This window comes from Sphingomonas jinjuensis, assembly GCF_014197105.1.
In the GTDB taxonomy this organism is placed as follows: Bacteria; Pseudomonadota; Alphaproteobacteria; order Sphingomonadales; family Sphingomonadaceae; genus Sphingomonas; species Sphingomonas jinjuensis.
In genome coordinates this window covers 91,524-107,128 of the sequence record NZ_JACIEV010000009.1, presented here as the reverse complement: position 1 = coordinate 107,128, position 15,605 = coordinate 91,524, and the positions used below count along the sequence as shown (strand labels likewise).

The window sequence follows — 15,605 nt, the reverse complement described above, 5'->3', positions numbered from 1 at the left end:
AAGGGACGGACGGAATGAAGCGGAAGCAGTTTTCGGAAGAACAGATCATCGGCATCCTGAAGGAGGCCGAGGCGGGGTCGGTGGTGACGGAGTTGTGCCGCAAGCACGGTATGTCGAGCGCGACCTACTACGCATGGAAGGCGAAGTTCGGCGGCCTGGAGGTGTCCGATGCAAAGCGCCTGCGGTCACTCGAGGAGGAGAACGCACGGCTCAAGCGGCTGCTCGCGGACAAGATGCTCGACAACGCAGGTCTGAAGGATCTGCTGTCAAAAAAATGGTGACGCCCGCCGCGAAGCGGCAAGCGGTCGCGCATCTCCAGGCGACGTTGGGGATGAGCGAGCGGCGGGCGTGCATGGTCGTCGGGGCGAACCGCACGAGCATGCGGTATCGCTCGTGTCGGGGAGATGATGGCGACCTGCGGTCGCGGCTGTGCGAGTTGGCGCAGCAGCGCCGGCGGTTCGGCTATCGGCGTCTGCACATCCTGCTGCGCCGGGACGGCATCACGATCAACCGCAAGAAGACCCAGCGGCTCTACCGTGAGGAAGGGCTGACGGTCAGGCGCCGGAAGGGACGAAGGCGCGCGGTTGGGGCGCGGGCGCCCGCGCCGGTGCTGGCGCTCCCCAACCAGCGCTGGAGCCTGGACTTCGTACACGACCAACTCGTCACCGGCCGACGGTTCCGCGTGCTCAACATCGTCGATGACGTAACGCGCGAGTGCCTGCGGGCGGTGGTAGACACGTCGATCTCGGGCCGGCGGGTCGTGCGCGAACTGGCCGATCTGATCGCCGAGCGTGGCAGGCCGAAGATGATCGTCAGCGACAACGGGACCGAACTCACCTCGAACGCGGTGCTCGCTTGGTCCGGCGACGTGGGCGTCGAATGGCATTACATCGCGCCCGGCAAGCCCATGCAGAACGGGTTCGTCGAGAGCTTCAACGGTCGCATGCGCGACGAGCTGCTCAACGAGACGCTGTTCTTCACCATCGGGCAGGCCCGCTCGATCCTGGCGCGCTGGGTCGACGACTACAACACCGAGCGGCCGCACTCCTCGCTCGGCTACGCTACCCCGGCTGCGTTCGCTGCCGGGCTCGAACAGCAACGGGCGGGGTTAACCCCGCCCGTTGCTTCACCTGCGCTCATGCGCGACAACACCCGTCGGTCTCTGGTCGCCGCTGGATGAAAGACCGGGGTCACGTCAGGGCTTGCTTGGCTCACCGACGGGTCGATACGAGAGGATCGCTCGTCAGGATATTCCTGTCGGCGTCAGGTGTCATGTGTCCTTTCTACACGGCAAAAGCGATGTGTTCGTCGATCAGCCATTTTTACGTCCGGCATTGGGTCTCCGGCGGCCGAGAGGGGCATGACCGCGGCAACGAAGGTAAAAGATCGCCTCGGCCAATTGTCAGATTGGTTAAATTAATCGCTCGCGCGTGAGTCTGCCGCGTTCGCCAGCGATTGTACTGAGGGCGTGACAACCTCATCGGTAAGTAATCGTAAGGCCGGCCCAAATTTGTTCGGCCCGGAAATGGGCGGGCATGTCTAGGGCCCGAGCCTAGAAACGCTTGCGCCTGTCTTACCACAGGTTGTCACCTCCCGGCCCTCGGGACGGCACCGCTTCGTTCATCTACATGAGGCAGTGCCGCCGGCTGGAGCCGATCGGCGTCGACGCGAGCGGGGGTTCGCTTATTAGATGTCGAGGTCGGGAACATCGCGCTGCGCGCTCGTCTTGCATTGACGAAACCTGCGCTTGCGGACCCAGTCCGCCGTTCAGCGATTCAACCGCTTTTCCCCGGTCGCCTCGTAACCAATCGACGGTCTGTCGATACCGAAGGCGACAAGCAGCGATCGTTCTATCCACCGAATGATTTGGGTACGTGATCCGCGTTGCGGCTGCTATCCCAAGGGGTGAAACCTGAAACGAGCGACGCCTTGGACACGGTCATCTACATTCGCTGGTCAAGCGCGGAGCAGGGGAAGGGGAGCAGCCTCGAGCGCCAGCGCGAGGACTGCCGGACGCATGCGGCAGCGAAGGGCTGGAACGTTGTCGCGGAACTCGTCGACGAGGGCGTATCGGCGTTCAAGGGGAGGCATGCCGCCGTCGGCCAGCTCGGCAGGTTCGTCGCGGACGTTGAAGCCGGCGCATATATCAACGGCGTTATCCTGCTTACCGAGAAGCTGGACCGCCTGTCGCGTGAGCACGCCAAAACCATGTTCGTATGGATGCATGGCCTGACGGAGCTCGGCGTGACGGTCGCGACGGTAGAGGGCGATCGCCGATACCATCGCGACAATCTCGACATGGCGGCGATCATCGAGGTCGTCGTGAAGGCTCAGCTCGCGAACGAGGAGTCGGAAAAGAAGGCCTCGCGGCTGAGCGCCGCCTGGGCCGCCAAGCGCGGGCGTCTCGCGCGGGGCGAGCATGTCGTGCTCACCAGCCGCGCGCCTGGCTGGCTGGCGGTGGAGCGCAATCCGGCACGCTTCGTTGTCATCGAGGAGCGGGCCGAGGTCGTACGCCGCATCTTCCGAGATACGGTCGCGGGTCTCGGCAAGCATCACATCGCCCGCAACCTCAACCTTGAGGGCGTCCAGCCCTTCGGCCGCGCGCAGGGATGGCACGGGTCCTACATTCAGAAGATTCTCACCGGCTCAGCCGTGCTCGGCGAATTTCAGCCCGGTCGAAAGCCTCGCGGCGAACGACGGAGGACTGCCGGCGACGCGGTCGGCAACTACTATCCGAGGATCGTCGATCCCGACCTGTACGCCGCGGCCGCGCGCGCCATGGGCGGACGGCAGCGCCGCGTCGCCGGGAAGGGCAGGCGCCTCACCAACCTCTTCGCCGGGCTGACGACCTGCGGATCGTGCGGGTCGCGGATGACGCTGCGCGCCAAGGGGCGCGCGCGGCGAGCCGACGGGACGGAGGTGCACGAGGACTACCTTGTCTGCGACAGCTACCAGCGCGGACGTGGCTGCCGGAGCGGGCACCACTTCAACTACGCGCAATGGAGCGGCGGCGTGCTCACTGCCATTCTGCACGCCGCCATGAACGATCGTCACTTCTCCTCGCCGGACGCCGTTCGTCCGATCGAGATCGACATCGCCGAGCGGACGCGCGCGCGGGCCGCTGCCGCGGCGCGTGCCGAGATCGCCCTCACTCTGCACGTCGAGACCGGCCGGTCGGAGCCGAAGGAGAGGTGGCTGGACGCCACGCGCGAGATGGACGAGCTCGACGAGGTCATCCGGAACCTGCAGGTCAGGCTGGTCGAGGCACGTGGCGCCGTCTCGCCAGAGGAGCACCTCCAGCGCATCCAGGCGCTTCAGGACAAGCTAGACGACAAGGATGAGGAGGTCCGGTTCGTCGCCCGCTCCCGCGTGATGGAGGCCGTCCACGAGCTCGTCGCGACGATGATCTTCCAGACCGACCCGCCGCGGGTCACTCTCGGTACCAAGGACGGTGTGTGCGTGCATGTCGGTTGGGAGGACTGGGGCGAGGGGCCGCTCTTGGTTTCCACGGCCACCACGACCAACCCGTCCGGAAGATGGCCGGACCGATACGATCCGCCGGACTACGTGCAGCCGGACTAGCGAAGGCGGCATTGCCTAGGACGTTCATCGCCGACGACTGCGCGAGGCCGTCTTCTCGTCACCCGCGCCGCGCTCAGGCGGCGAAACGGTCCCCGTCCAGGAAGACGTGCTGCCGGCTACCGTCGTGATGCACCACGACGTGCGCGATCGCCCAGCTGCTAGGTCCGCGGGCGTAGCCGAGATCGAGCTGGCAGACGCCCGAGACGTGGAGACCGCCGCGCGCTAGCGGGCGGTGGAAATGGCCGAGCACCATGTCGATGCCGAGGCGCTCGAACGCGCCGACCGAACCACGCGTGCCGTCCGGACCGGCGTGACCGTGCACTCCGCACTCGACACCCCCGATCGGAAACGTGTCGCCGTCCGAAAGGAACCGCACTCCGTCGAGCCCGTCCTTGGACAATGACCTGAGCGTCTCCGCGAAGAAGGTGTCGGTGTCGGCGCCGCTGCGGATCCGCGCCAGCAGTGCGCGTTCGCGGTCGAGTTGGAACTCGGCATTGAGAAGGTCGGACCGATGATCCGCTTCGCGCAACCAGCGCAGAAGGTGCTCGTCGTGGTTGGAATGGACGACGGCCGTCACCCCGTCCGCCAACCTGATGCGCTCGAGGAATGCGGCGGTCGAGGCGAGCTCCGCCCTGACGTCGCCGGTGCCACGCACGTGGTGTGCGAAACGCGCGTGCGCGTCGCGGCGCTCGTGATGGCTGCGCGCGCGCATGTCGCAGACGTCGTGGAGCACCTGGGCGTGCGGGCGCAGCCGTGCGACGAGGCCATCGTCGCCGTCGTTCGATCCCCAGGTCGCCGTCACCACGGTCGGGTCGCAGCGAGGATGGTGCAGGTCGCCGGCGACTAGCCCGGCGACCCTCAGGCCGGTCGCGACGCGGCCCTTCGACACGCGTTCGTCGAGATCGTGGAACGATCCGTCGCCGGAAGCCGAGGTCGAGATCGTGCGCGCCAGGACACGCCCGTCGGGCAGCATCTCGACGACTAGCGCGCCGAGACGGGCTGGCGTTCTTCGGGCTGGGTCGCCATGGGCAGTCGCCGCACCGGTGGTCAGATGGACCCGTGGCGGCAGCCGGCCGATCCTGGGCAGGCTCTCGAGCTGTTGCGAGGCGTGGGGGAAGGCGGCCCAGCGCCCAGGCGAGAGGTGCTGCAACCCCTCCAGCGGCATGCGCGACACCATCGGCGGCATGATGTCGGCGCGCAGGTCGAGGCGGCCGGCGAAGTCGATCGGCTCTCGGACGAGTCCGCGCTCGGCGCCTGATCTCGGCCCCAGCGCCGCCACGACGAGCTCAGCGCCGTGGTGGCCTGCATAAGCCTCGAGGTTACGCATGAAGCCGCCGTGCACCGTGGCGTCCGCGCGAGCGGAGGTGACGACGAAGCGGCGCACTCCGCTGCTGGGCGGCTCGACGTGACGCCAGCCGTCGGCCGCCTCGCCGGTCGCGGGGACCGCCGGCACCGGCATCGCCACGGCCCGGGCGTGCGAGGCGGGGCGACCATTGCGCAGGTCTCGCGAGATCTGGAAGCGCGTCGAGATGTCCCCCTTGAGCATCTCCTTTAGCGACGGCGGGGATAACCCGGCGTCGCGCAGGAGGTTGCGCTCGTACTGGACAAGCAACTCCCGCGTCCGGATTTGCGACAGGCCAAGCTGCCGCGCCGTCTCGGATTCCGAGTGCGTCTGCATGTACGATCGGAACGCCGCCGCCTGCATCGCCGTGACGTAGGTGCCGCTGGCCGGGCGCGGCTTCGGCGGCGCGACCGCCGTCCACCGCGCCACTGTCGGGTTGTTCGCCACGGTCTTCGTGTTCCTCGGTCCTCGCATTCCAAGCCCCTTGACGCATAGCCACAGGTGTATATATACACCAACAAGCACCATGCAACGGGATGGGAGGAAACATGACTGGCTTCGTGGATCACGGTCTGTTGCTGCGGGAGCATTCGCACCGCGTGGCGAACGACATGATGGTCGCCGTCGCGGCGCTGCGCCACGCGGAGCGGCGGGCGGGTGGCGACGTGCTGATCTCCATGGCCATCGGGCGGCTCGAGGCCACCGCGCGGGTCCAGCGGCTGCTTTGCGAGCGGCCCTCGGGTGCGGTCGTCGATCTCGGCGCCGTACTCGGCCAGCTCTGCCAGGCGATGCGCGCCGCGCAGGCGGGACCGTCCGCCATCGAGGTTTCGGTGGCGCCGCTGCTGGTGGACGGCGAGTTCGCGTGGACCGTCGCGCTCATCGTGCACGAGCTCGTTGGGAACGCGCTGCGCCACGGTGCTCGGGGAGGAGGTCGGATCCGTGTCGAGATGGACGGCTATGACGAAGGGGCGGCCGTCCTCGCCGTGAGCGACAGCGGGGGCGCGCGCGAGTGGTCGCGCTCGGGGGGGCAGGGCGCGGGGATCGTCGACGGGCTCGCTGCCCGGCTGAGCGGCGCCGTGTCGCGCTCGTGGTCGTCCTCCGGCGGTTGCGTGCAGGTCGTCCTCCAGCGTGTCGCGGCGGACGCACGGCCGCTGCCCGAGATCGCGTGATGCACGCGGGCGTCGTCGAGCGGGATGCGGGCCGCGTGCAGGTGCTTCCGCTCTTGGAAGAGGAGCGGGTTCTGCGGCGCCTCAGGGTTGTCGAGGGGCCGACCGGTCTGGGCGATCCGGATGCGGGAGAAGTGATCGCGGTAGTGGACGTCGAGACGACCGGTTTCGACCCGGACGAGGACGCGGTCATCGAGTTGGCGGTGCGCCGGATCAGGCACGATGCCGATGGCGTGGTTACGCGGATCGGCCGCCTTTGGTCGTGGCGCGAGGACCCGGGCCGGCCGATTCCTCAGGAGGTCAGTAGGCTCACCAGCCTGTCGGACGACGATGTCCGGGGCAGGTCGATCGACACCGTCCTGGCGACCAGCCTGCTCGCCGACGCGCGGTGGATCCTGGCCCACAACGCCAACTTCGACTTGCGCTTCGTCGAGCGCAGGCTGCCGGAGCTCGGAGCGCCCGGCTGGGCCTGCTCCATGTCGGAGGTGGACTGGCCGGCCCACGGCTTCGACGGTCGCAAGCTCGGCCACTTGCTGTCGCAGTGCGGCTGGTTCCACGACGCGCATTCGGCAGGGTCCGACGTCGACGCTGTCATCGCCCTGATGCGTCACGGCATGCCGGACGGCCGCCCGGCGCTGGCGCACCTCCTCGAGAACGCGAACGACGACGTATGGCGCGTCCGCGCGGTGGGCGCCCGCATTTCGCTCAAGGGGTTGCTGAAGCGCCGTGGCTACCGCTGGGATCCGGACGGGCGTGTGTGGCACCGTACCATCGCCGAACGTGATCGCGAACGCGAGCGGGAGTGGCTCGCCGAGCGCATCTACCATCCAGGCGTGAATCCGTTCGCCGCCGAGCCCGAGTGGGATCGGATGGCCTGGGGTAGGCGCCATGCGTGAAGACGCGACAGCTCCCGCTGTCGGAAGCAGCCGCGACGCCTGTCGGCTCTTCACGGCGACCCTCGCCATCCGCGATGCCGAGGGCGTCGTGGAGGTCTTTCATGCGTGCCGCGTGCGGACGTCCGGCGAGGTGGTGGAGCGGCTGGCGTCGCGCCTTGGACCGGCCCTCGCCTCGGCGGCGACCGTCCGCGAAGGTCTGGACCCTCTCAACCCCGTCGTCGTCGCGCTAGTGGGTGCCGGCACCGCGCGTGCGCTCGCGGCCGAGGGAGACCTGCCCGGTGGCGCGCTCCGCAGCGATGGCGACCTCCACGTCGTGCAGCGGAGGGGCTGAGATGGGGACCCCCGGCGAATGCCCCGACGGAGGAAGTGCTTGGTCGGATCGGGCCGCCCTCCTGTCACACGACGAGGCCTCGGTCGCCTCGCGCCATGGCGTCCGCGCCTGGCACGACCCGGTGGCCACGCGGGTGTGTGACGAAGCAAGGTTGCTGCAGATGTTCGACGATCTTAAGCGGGAGGTCTCCGAGCGCCTCGCCGCGATGTTCCGCGAATGCTCGGGCGAGATGATCCGCCTCGTCTCACTGCTGGTCGTCGACGCCTGCGCCGCCGAGGGCGTCGATCTCGACGCGCTCGCCGATACGATGCGGCCCGACGATGTGTGGCGGCGCTGGCTCGGCGGACCGCCGCCACCGCTGACGTCTCCCAGCATAGATCGTCTTGGGCGTGAGGCCAGGCGCTACGAGGCCGGTACACTTCCGCGCCTGCTGCGCTGCGGCGTCGTCGTACGGGAGCATGACGACCCGCGCGGTGCTTTGGGAGTCCGTGCCGGGGCGCACTGTCTGGAACTCGGGATGACGATGCCTGCTGCGGCGCTCAGGACGCGTAACGGCGAGGCCTTCCTGTGCCTGCGCTGCCGGCTGCCCGACACGGTGATCAGCGCGGCTTACGACCGTCCGCTGGATGAAATCGTTGACCACCCCGTCCTGCGTGGAAGCGGCTATCGCGTGACGCGGGCGAAGGCGACCCACTGGGGAAGGACGCACCTCGCCTTCCGGGCGGAGCCCGTCGCCTGGCTGATGCCGTGGGTGCGGGACCACGCGCCGATCAGCCCGGAGCCGGGCACCAGCCCCGCCCGGCGTGGGGGCTGACCGACCGTGGGCAACCTGCGTGAGGACCTCGAGGAGTTCGAGAAGGTGGTCGGCGAGCGCATCGAGGCGCTCGCTATCGGCAGGCGGCGCGCGCCGGACGACTTCGATCACGACCCGGCCGTGTCGCCGATCGCTCGGGACGAGGCGCTCGCGATCCTCGACTACGCGTTCGACGGCGGCCCGGGCGCGAGGGGCGGGGTGCATCCGATCTACGCGTGGACGGCGAATTGGATCGTATTCCTGTCCGGGGAGGAGGGCGTCACTCTCGCTTGGATCCCGCGGACGCCACGCCGCTGTGTGCCCGAAAGTGGTGGCAGCTGGTGGCTGTGTGGCCCGCACGATTGGCGCAGCCTGGCCGGGTGACGCTGGCCGTCCAGGCTGTCCGGCGTGACGATGACTTCGGGTCCTCCGCTAGTTGTGAAACGGCTTGTGAAAACTCTCATTATGATGTATATATACACCTAAAAGGACTGAGTTATGGCGACTTCAGCTGTCCGGCGGTCGACGGACTTCAATTACCGGCGGTTGCGCTCGAACTTGACCCGCAACACCGTGGCGATGGGGCGGCTTTTCGACATGGGATTGGGGCCTGACCAGGTGGAGGTGCTCGGGCTGGGGCTCAAGGAACCATACCTGCGCGCCGACGGGACTTCGGTCGAGCGGGTGCTCGCTTATCCGCTGGACGTCCCGGGCGGTCGACGGCGCTACGGCTACGTCAATTTGGAGGGCGTGACGGTCGGTGCCGAGCATCCTGTAGCTTGGGGGCCGGGTGCGCCCGCCACGGTTCGCTCGGGAACGGGCGGTACGGCCGTGGTCGTGGGATCGCCGGTCGCTGCGTGGCAACTGGGCGCGGCGGCCGTTCGGCTCGGCCTCCCGGTGGTCGTTCTGGCATCTTCGCAGCCTCACAAGGCTCCTGATGAATGGGACGTGTCGTCGTTCTGGGCGCCTTGGGACCGGGTCGTCCTGGCCGAGGGACTGGCCGACGCGGTCGCGTCGCGCATTCTTTGCGCAGCCCGGCGTCCGGTGGAGGCGGCGCCCGGCGTCGAAGTGTTGGCGGCGGACGGCGATCTGACGGTCTCGCGTCGCCACGACTGTTGGCTTGAGGAAATTCTCGCCTCCGCGATCCCGGCCGGCGCGAGGATCGTAGCAGCGGAGGAAGGCCTCGGAGGAGCGGGCGATTTCGCGGCGGCACCCATTCCGGTCCACGGCGGGTTCGCGCGCGGCTACTCCTTTTACCCCTACCTCGTCGAACGCCGCCGCGCCGCCTCCGGCGATGGCGGGCTGCTTCACAGCTACCAGGTCTTGGTTCTTCGCAGCGATGGTGCGGTGCTGGAGCCCCAGGTGCTGCGCGCGCCGCCGGGTACGCCGGCTTGGCGACGCGTCCACGCGCTGAGCGACGGCACGCGCATCGCCGCGCCGCCTCAGGCGAGCCGGCAGGCATCTTGGTCGCTGGATGCGATCCAGCGCTACGCGGCGGCTCGCGCAGCAGGCGTGGATCCCTGCGACCGTCCGGTCGAGGATGTCGCAGCCGACGTTCGCGCCTTCGTCGCCTCGCGCGTCGTGCTGCCCGTTGCGGACGACCTGTCGGTGGTCTCGGCGTTTGTCCTCGTCACCCACCTCTTTCGTGTATTCGACGCGCTACCGCTTTTGTTGGCAGTCGGGCCGCGTGGTTCTGGCAAGTCCGAGCTCGCAGCGGCCGTCGTGGCGCTCGGCTTCAACGCCGTGCTGATGGGACAGGGTTCGGCGGCCGCGCTCGTGCGGCTCACGCGTGAGTGCGGCGGTCTCGTCGCGCTCGATGACGCCGAGGGCCTGTCGACCCAGGCTTCCGGCTTCGGCGATCTCGGCCAGTGCCTGAAGTTGAGTTACAAGGCTTCGACGGCGCGCAAGCCCGTGACGTTGGGGAACGGGAGAGTGGAGAACATTGATTTCTTCGGTCCCCGCCTCATCACGACGACCCGCGGGGTTGATTCCGTACTCGGCTCGCGCTGTATCGCGGTCCCCACGGCGCCCGCGGCTCATGCTGACCTGTCCTCCGCAGCGCCTGACCCGGTCACGCTGCGCGACGAGCTCCATGCCTTGGCGATGTCGCGAGCAGCCAAGGTCGCAGATGTCTACGCGGCGCTGTGCTCGGAGCCAGGTGGTCGCGATGCTGAGATCTGGGCGCCTCTTCGCGCGGTCGCCCGTAGCTTGGGCGGACAGGAAATGATGTCCGCGGTCGAGCGGCGTTTCGATGCGGCGGCCAACGTGGCGGTTACGGTCGCGGCTTGAAGGCGCGCAGGACTTGCCTACGAACGATCAATGGGCGTCCCGAAGCTAGGCGGAAGGAACGCGCCCATCCCTTCTGCCTGTTCGACCGCGGGCTCGGTCAGTCGGCACAACTATTTCCACAGGGGACTCGCGAGCGCCATCGCCGAGATGGTACAATTCCGCCGGAGGTTCGGCATGGAATACGGAAGGAATCGCTGGGGCGGGAAGCGGTGGACGTGGCAGCTACGCCTCGATGCGGCGAAGAGGCAGCCGTGGAAGTGCTTCGAATGCGGCGTGCCGCTCGATGTTGTACAGATGCCAGGACTACAGCTCACCAGCCTGGAATGGCGTGCACGGCCCGGCAGATCGGAGTTCTATTATCGGACGCGTCGGCGTCACGAGCACAATCCGGGCTGTCCGTTCGAACAGCGCTTTGTGAAGGCCGTCATCGAGAGGCGCGTGATTGAGACCAGAGCTGGTCGCCCCGGCGCGCTCCCCGCCACCATATCCTTCGACCGTGAGCTGGTCAGACAAGCGGTCGGCCATGTGGTCGGAGAGGGGGATGGATGTGGTCCGTTGCCGGTGCGCGGGCGGTATGTGGCTGGGGAAGATGAGGTGCCTCAGCGAGGCGACCGCGCGACCGTCACCTCGACGATCGAGCGTGCCTGCCAGGCCCACGCTGCCCTGGACGTGCGACCCTGGTTGCCTCTGAGTGTTCAGGGTTTGCCCAGCGACGTGCGCACATACGGATCCGTCTTTCAGCGCGCTGAAGACACGGCGCGGGGCGAAACCAGGATATGGTTCGCGAACCTTCAATTCACATCCGAGCCGATCGTGGATGGTGACCTGCTGCGTTTGCAGGCGTTCGGTCGAGAGGTGATAGTCGATCGGAGGAACTGGAGGCCCGCTGCGGTGAGGGCGTTCGACGCGGAGATATCGATCTGCTTAGACTGGGTGCGCGACAACTGGCGCCCAGGCGACGGAGTGAGTCCCCGGATCTACGTTCTTTGCACCTGCGATTCCCCTGGCGGCCCACTAAGGGTGTCGGACCCCCGCAAGTTGTGCGTCCTGGTCCAGCGCAAGCTCACGGGGTAAGGCGGACTGGCATATAGATCTCCTTGAGCAGCAAGGAGGCCATCGCGCTTGCGAACGCGAGGTCTGGTAGATCGCACGTTGTGTTGCCCAGATAGGCGACACCCGAGGAGAAGAACTGCACCTCGCGAACGTCGCCGTCGTCGCGCTCGCACCAAAGCATGATCACCGGTGCACTCGACCCTTCCTCGACGACCAGCCGGCATATGATGTCGCTCCCATCCGCAAAGCGTCTGATGCCGGCCGCCTGCGCCCTCACCCAAGCGAGCATCTCCTTCTTCGTCACATGGTCAGGGGCATCTGCCGCCAGTGGGATCCTGCGCTTGGCTTCCAGGTTGCTCACGGAAATGATTACTTGCCGGGCGCAGTCCAGCCAGGTCGGCGTGCCGAGATCGGTGAGAAGCAGTCCGGCTAGCCTGAAAGCATGGACGACAGTTCGAACTTCCGGCTGCACGGACCCTAAGCCCGAGCAGCCGGTCGCGGCTATCTCGACACTGTACCGGTCCGCGCTGCAATTCTGAAAGGCGCAGCCGACCGATACGACGCCATCCTCGTGCGACGTTGCTAGCTCGCATCGGATGGTGTCTGGTCTTCCAAGTCGCCTGACGGCTTCGCCGTGTTCGAGTAAGAACGCGCGCACTTCTTCGATCCCGATCCTGGTCGCGCTGCAGAAGGCGCTTAGGCACATTTCGAGTTCGTCATTGCTCATGATGGTCTGAGCTCCGGACCGCAAGGCGAATATGCTCGGAGCCGGCTCGATCGGGTCGTCTGGGCGCAGCGAATTGTCGCCGACCGTTTGCGGCGCTCTCTGCGGCGCGGGCAGAACCTGACGTGCAGCTCCGGCTGAAGTGCCGGACGAATTATCTTGGCATCGCGCCGCGCGACGTCGGCTCGATCAGACTTCCACCATCCTGAAAACGTGGTTTTCGTCGGTGTGAAATGCCTCGGGGACGGATTTCCACCTAAGACATTTTGGCGGTTCTTAACAACCCACTCTAAAACAATGGTATTTGTCATTAGAGTGCTTTTTCCCGACCGATGGTTGTCGACCTTCAATCACAGGTTTGAAGGAAAAGAGATTCGTGTAAAATCAATACGTTAGGCGAAAAATTGATACGCGGTCAGGGATCTGTGCGATAAAGTTGCGAAGAGTTGCCTTGGGTTGCCGAGATGCAAATCGTTTGCACCCCTACATCGAGCCAGTCACCCGGCCGTCAAGGTCGAGGAAATTCACCTCCTCGAACAGCCGGGGGAATCGTGCCGAAGTAGAGGAACCACCTCCGTGACTTGCGGCCCGCATTCCCGGCTGCGGCTTCGAGATGTTCAGCGTAGCTAGGTTGATCACGTCGACGTCGCTTGGTCGAACGATATCCATCATGAGTCCTCCCTGCCGGCTACGAGCATCGACTAAGATGTCACCACCCCCTCATCAAATCTCTGAACCATAAGAGTTTATGAATTCGGTTCGAGTGCGCCTAATGCAGCGGCGGGTGTCTTCTACCCTCTGTTCAGCGATACGGGCAGTCTGTTGAGCCGCGAGCGACGCCTTCGTGCTCGACCAGCCCTTGGGCGACGTCGCTACCGTCTCGCGATAGCTCGACGACGCAGAGCGCCTCCCGCCGGCTCAGACTGACAAGGCCGGCTCTCGCGAGTTCCTCGAGCCGCTCCTGCAGATCGCGACGGGAACATGCGAGCCCGACCGCGCTCAGATATACTGCGAGGACCTCGTCGTTCGAGGATGGCCCGAAGCCGCCGTCCAGCACCGACAGGAGCGCCAGCATCTAATGCTCCTTGCGGATGATCGCCATCGGGTGCGGAACGTTGTTCACCAGCCGACCTTCCATGAGAGGAAGTCCATGTTGCGGACCACGCCCGCCCAATGCCCGGCGGACCCCCGGGAGAAGCCGGCGCCGAGGAGTTGGTTCTGGACTTCCGGCCGCGCCGGGCGTTCGAGGATGCGGACGCGCGTATCGGATTTCCACATGGTCTGACCGAACGGCATCCAGGTGAAGTCCTGCAGGTTGACGAGGCGTTCCTCGTCCTGATCGGTCAAAGCGGCGATCCCGCCGAGAAGCTCGAGCGTGTGGTAGTTCTCCAGCGCGGCGTCGCCGAGGAGGGCGTAATCGCGCGACCAGGGCACTGCGACGTCGACCAGATGGTCGGCCCAGGGCGTCCGACGATTCTCCAGGCCTGGCCAATACTTCCACCAGTCCGGCTCGGTGTCGTGCCAGAAGGACATGAAGAGCGAGTTCGCGGCAACGGTCGGCTGTCGCTGCGACCAAGGGATCGGCATGGTGAGCCAGCGAAAGAGTTCTTCGAAGCGCTCCGCCTTTGTCAGTCCGAGCGCGTAGGTGAGGAAGGTGAGGTAAGCGGGGTAGGACACGAGCCCGATCAGTGCGGTGTTTCCGTTGCCCGGCCGGTTGTCGGTCAATGCCCGCACCACGTGCTCCAAATGGGCGAACTCAGATCCGTCGCCCCAGCGGCCCGCCAGTCCGGCCATGCGTGCGAGGGGCTCCGACATGCCCTCGATCGCTCGCCAGCGCTCGACGAGAACGTCCTTTGTGACTTGCACGGCGACGGGGAACTCGTCGCTGCGGAGGCGTCGGACGATCTTCTCGCTCTGCCCTGCTATGGCGTCCGCCAGGTCGATGCGGCGTTCGGCAGAGGCGAGATTCCGCTTCGTGGAGGTGAGCAGCAGCTCGATCGTGTCGGGTGCCGGTCTAAGGGACTTGGCAAGGACGTCGACCGAGTCAGCCAACTTGTCGAAGAAGGAGTCGGCGTCCGCCACGGTCACGAGCGTCGCGGCGCGGGCGGTCAGCAGTTCACCGGCGGCGACGCTCGGTTCGCCACGCGCAGCCCACCAGGTTGGATACCGCCTGTTCGGAGCGCGCGAGATCGCGGCTCGGAGTGCGGGATCCCAATCGCCGGACCAACCCGCGACAAGCAGGCCGTACTCATCGAGGATGCGGTCGAGCAGGTCATCGTATTCCGGCGGATAGGAGGCGAGCTCCTGATCCGTGTTGAGGATGCGATTATCCAGGTAGTCACCGTGCAGCTTCAGGATGAAGCAGCGGCAGTGCGGAAGCGGGCTCGCGCCGGCCAGATCGTCGGTGGACTTGATCACCACCGGCTCCACGCCGACCGACTTCAGAGCCGTCTCGAGCAGTCGGTCGAAGTTGGTGGTCACGATCACCCGGACGAAGCCGTCGCGCACCAGCCGCGCGATCGCGTGGTGAGCCTTGGTCGGGACGCGGCGACCGGCCTCCAGGTCATCGGCGGTCGGCTCGATGTACTGGTGCAACACGGCCCGGCGTTCCGCAGGCGTCACCGACAGCGCGTCGAGCAGGGAGGAATAGCCGGGGGAGTTGCCGAAGCGTACCTTATGCCACGCCGCCCAATCCTGCTCTTCCGTGACACCTTCGGCCGCCGCTATGCGCCGGACGAGATCGACCGTGATGTCCCACCCTGTCGGGATCTCCGCTGCACGCGAGATGCCGGACCCGAGCAGCAGGGCGTAGACGCCCGGGTTCTCGACCATGGAGAACGCTAGGCGGGTTTCGGGCTCAAGCAAAAGAAAGCTCCGTGTTTATGGCCTGTCTTCGCCTCTTCGATCTGGCTTGCGCCGCGCGGCGTCGCGCGATTTGGAGCGGATGATGCAGTCCGCCGATGGTGCGAAATCGGTGATCAGCGGGATCAGCGTGTCCCGAGAACATGACCTCGTGCTTCGCGGTTGATCTCGGAGAGCAGCGCGTGGGCGTCCTGCGTCGAGGTCACCGCGTCCGCCCTCTCGTTGAACGAATGATCGAGTTCGCCCTCGTTCACCAGGTAGGCGACGGCGAACTGGAGCGCCCGAAGCGGGCCGCGGGCGAGCTCACCTGGAGCGTCGAAGTTGTTGTCCTTCATTGCGGTCCGTCCGGCTGCGTAGCTTGCCTGACCGATGTGGGCGTGGACCATATTGAAGAGTCCCTCGAATGATACGGGGTCGACTGGCATGCAAACTCCTAGTGGCCGCGACTGAAGGGGCTTTGGCGGGTCGCGGTCGTCCCATCCTTGGCGGCCTAACCGTCCACCGGTGGGTCGCATTCAGAATATGGGTGCTTTGCAGGCGGGTTCCAAATGCCCACGATCGGAATTT

Annotated in this window: 14 protein-coding genes; 8 read left to right on the top strand and 6 right to left on the bottom strand. The window is 66.4% G+C overall.

Features of this window, described 5'->3' with window-relative positions; all coding sequences use genetic code 11:
• Positions 1-14 precede the first annotated feature (14 nt).
• Positions 15-1,180, top strand: a protein-coding gene (locus GGQ80_RS14805; protein WP_183986216.1) for an IS3 family transposase whose coding sequence is annotated in 2 segments (ribosomal slippage) — positions 15-267 and positions 267-1,180 — 1,167 coding nt in all. Because the reading frame shifts where the segments join, the coding sequence is not laid out codon by codon here.
• A gap of 749 nt (positions 1,181-1,929) precedes the next feature.
• The gene (locus GGQ80_RS14800; RefSeq protein WP_183986214.1) at positions 1,930-3,582 is read left to right on the top strand and encodes a recombinase family protein; all 1,653 of its coding nucleotides are present in this window, start codon (positions 1,930-1,932) and stop codon (positions 3,580-3,582) included.
• Between the two features lie 73 nt (positions 3,583-3,655).
• Here the strand turns inward: GGQ80_RS14800 and GGQ80_RS14795 are convergent, their stop codons facing one another.
• Positions 3,656-5,371, bottom strand: a complete 1,716-nt coding sequence (locus GGQ80_RS14795) for a hypothetical protein (protein WP_183986212.1) — start codon at positions 5,369-5,371, stop codon at positions 3,656-3,658.
• Positions 5,372-5,472: 101 nt separating this feature from the next.
• On the opposite strand from GGQ80_RS14795, the gene GGQ80_RS14790 reads away from it, so the two are divergent.
• The 6 genes from GGQ80_RS14790 to GGQ80_RS14765 all read left to right on the top strand — a co-directional run bounded on the left by GGQ80_RS14790 (position 5,473) and on the right by GGQ80_RS14765 (position 10,399).
• On the top strand, positions 5,473-6,093 hold the full coding sequence (locus GGQ80_RS14790; RefSeq protein ID WP_183986210.1) for a histidine kinase dimerization/phosphoacceptor domain -containing protein: 621 nt from the start codon (positions 5,473-5,475) through the stop codon (positions 6,091-6,093).
• Positions 6,093-6,986, top strand: coding sequence for a 3'-5' exonuclease (locus GGQ80_RS14785; protein ID WP_183986208.1), 894 nt, complete (start codon positions 6,093-6,095; stop codon positions 6,984-6,986). Before GGQ80_RS14790 ends, GGQ80_RS14785 begins: the two co-directional genes overlap by 1 nt.
• 112 nt (positions 6,987-7,098) lie before the next feature.
• Complete coding sequence (locus tag GGQ80_RS18340; protein ID WP_221364422.1) at positions 7,099-7,317, top strand: hypothetical protein; 219 nt, start codon at positions 7,099-7,101, stop codon at positions 7,315-7,317.
• A gap of 160 nt (positions 7,318-7,477) precedes the next feature.
• The gene (locus tag GGQ80_RS14775; protein ID WP_221364421.1) at positions 7,478-8,131 is read left to right on the top strand and encodes a hypothetical protein; all 654 of its coding nucleotides are present in this window, start codon (positions 7,478-7,480) and stop codon (positions 8,129-8,131) included.
• Positions 8,132-8,137: 6 nt separating this feature from the next.
• Complete coding sequence (locus GGQ80_RS14770; protein ID WP_183986202.1) at positions 8,138-8,494, top strand: hypothetical protein; 357 nt, start codon at positions 8,138-8,140, stop codon at positions 8,492-8,494.
• A 174-nt stretch (positions 8,495-8,668) separates the two neighbouring features.
• The gene (locus GGQ80_RS14765; RefSeq protein ID WP_221364420.1) at positions 8,669-10,399 is read left to right on the top strand and encodes a hypothetical protein; all 1,731 of its coding nucleotides are present in this window, start codon (positions 8,669-8,671) and stop codon (positions 10,397-10,399) included.
• 1,063 nt (positions 10,400-11,462) lie between these two features.
• On the opposite strand, the gene GGQ80_RS14760 is transcribed toward GGQ80_RS14765, so the two are convergent.
• From GGQ80_RS14760 to GGQ80_RS14740, 5 genes are all read right to left on the bottom strand, one after another.
• Entirely contained in the window at positions 11,463-12,179 is a 717-nt protein-coding gene (locus GGQ80_RS14760) for a hypothetical protein (protein ID WP_183986198.1), read from the bottom strand.
• Positions 12,180-12,659: 480 nt separating this feature from the next.
• Positions 12,660-12,848: a hypothetical protein gene (locus GGQ80_RS14755; RefSeq protein ID WP_183986196.1), complete on the bottom strand. Its 189-nt coding sequence runs from the start codon at positions 12,846-12,848 to the stop codon at positions 12,660-12,662.
• 130 nt (positions 12,849-12,978) lie between these two features.
• The gene (locus GGQ80_RS14750; RefSeq protein WP_183986194.1) at positions 12,979-13,251 is read right to left on the bottom strand and encodes a hypothetical protein; all 273 of its coding nucleotides are present in this window, start codon (positions 13,249-13,251) and stop codon (positions 12,979-12,981) included.
• A 44-nt stretch (positions 13,252-13,295) separates the two neighbouring features.
• Complete coding sequence (locus GGQ80_RS14745) at positions 13,296-15,008, bottom strand: SIR2 family protein (RefSeq protein WP_183986192.1); 1,713 nt, start codon at positions 15,006-15,008, stop codon at positions 13,296-13,298.
• A 155-nt stretch (positions 15,009-15,163) separates the two neighbouring features.
• Complete coding sequence (locus tag GGQ80_RS14740; RefSeq protein WP_183986190.1) at positions 15,164-15,463, bottom strand: hypothetical protein; 300 nt, start codon at positions 15,461-15,463, stop codon at positions 15,164-15,166.
• Positions 15,464-15,605: the final 142 nt, after the last annotated feature.

What these genes read in the sequence shown, in the direction of transcription:
- GGQ80_RS14790 (WP_183986210.1), top strand. Translation starts at nt 5,473, where the DNA reads ATGACTGGCTTCGTGGATCACGGTCTGTTGCTGCGGGAGCATTCGCAC.
- GGQ80_RS14785 (WP_183986208.1), top strand. Translation starts at nt 6,093, where the DNA reads ATGCACGCGGGCGTCGTCGAGCGGGATGCGGGCCGCGTGCAGGTGCTT.
- GGQ80_RS14775 (WP_221364421.1), top strand. Translation starts at nt 7,478, where the DNA reads ATGTTCGACGATCTTAAGCGGGAGGTCTCCGAGCGCCTCGCCGCGATG.
- GGQ80_RS14760 (WP_183986198.1), bottom strand. Translation starts at nt 12,179, where the DNA reads ATGAGCAATGACGAACTCGAAATGTGCCTAAGCGCCTTCTGCAGCGCG.
- GGQ80_RS14755 (WP_183986196.1), bottom strand. Translation starts at nt 12,848, where the DNA reads ATGATGGATATCGTTCGACCAAGCGACGTCGACGTGATCAACCTAGCT.
- GGQ80_RS14750 (WP_183986194.1), bottom strand. Translation starts at nt 13,251, where the DNA reads ATGCTGGCGCTCCTGTCGGTGCTGGACGGCGGCTTCGGGCCATCCTCG.
- GGQ80_RS14745 (WP_183986192.1), bottom strand. Translation starts at nt 15,008, where the DNA reads ATGGTCGAGAACCCGGGCGTCTACGCCCTGCTGCTCGGGTCCGGCATC.
- GGQ80_RS14740 (WP_183986190.1), bottom strand. Translation starts at nt 15,463, where the DNA reads ATGCCAGTCGACCCCGTATCATTCGAGGGACTCTTCAATATGGTCCAC.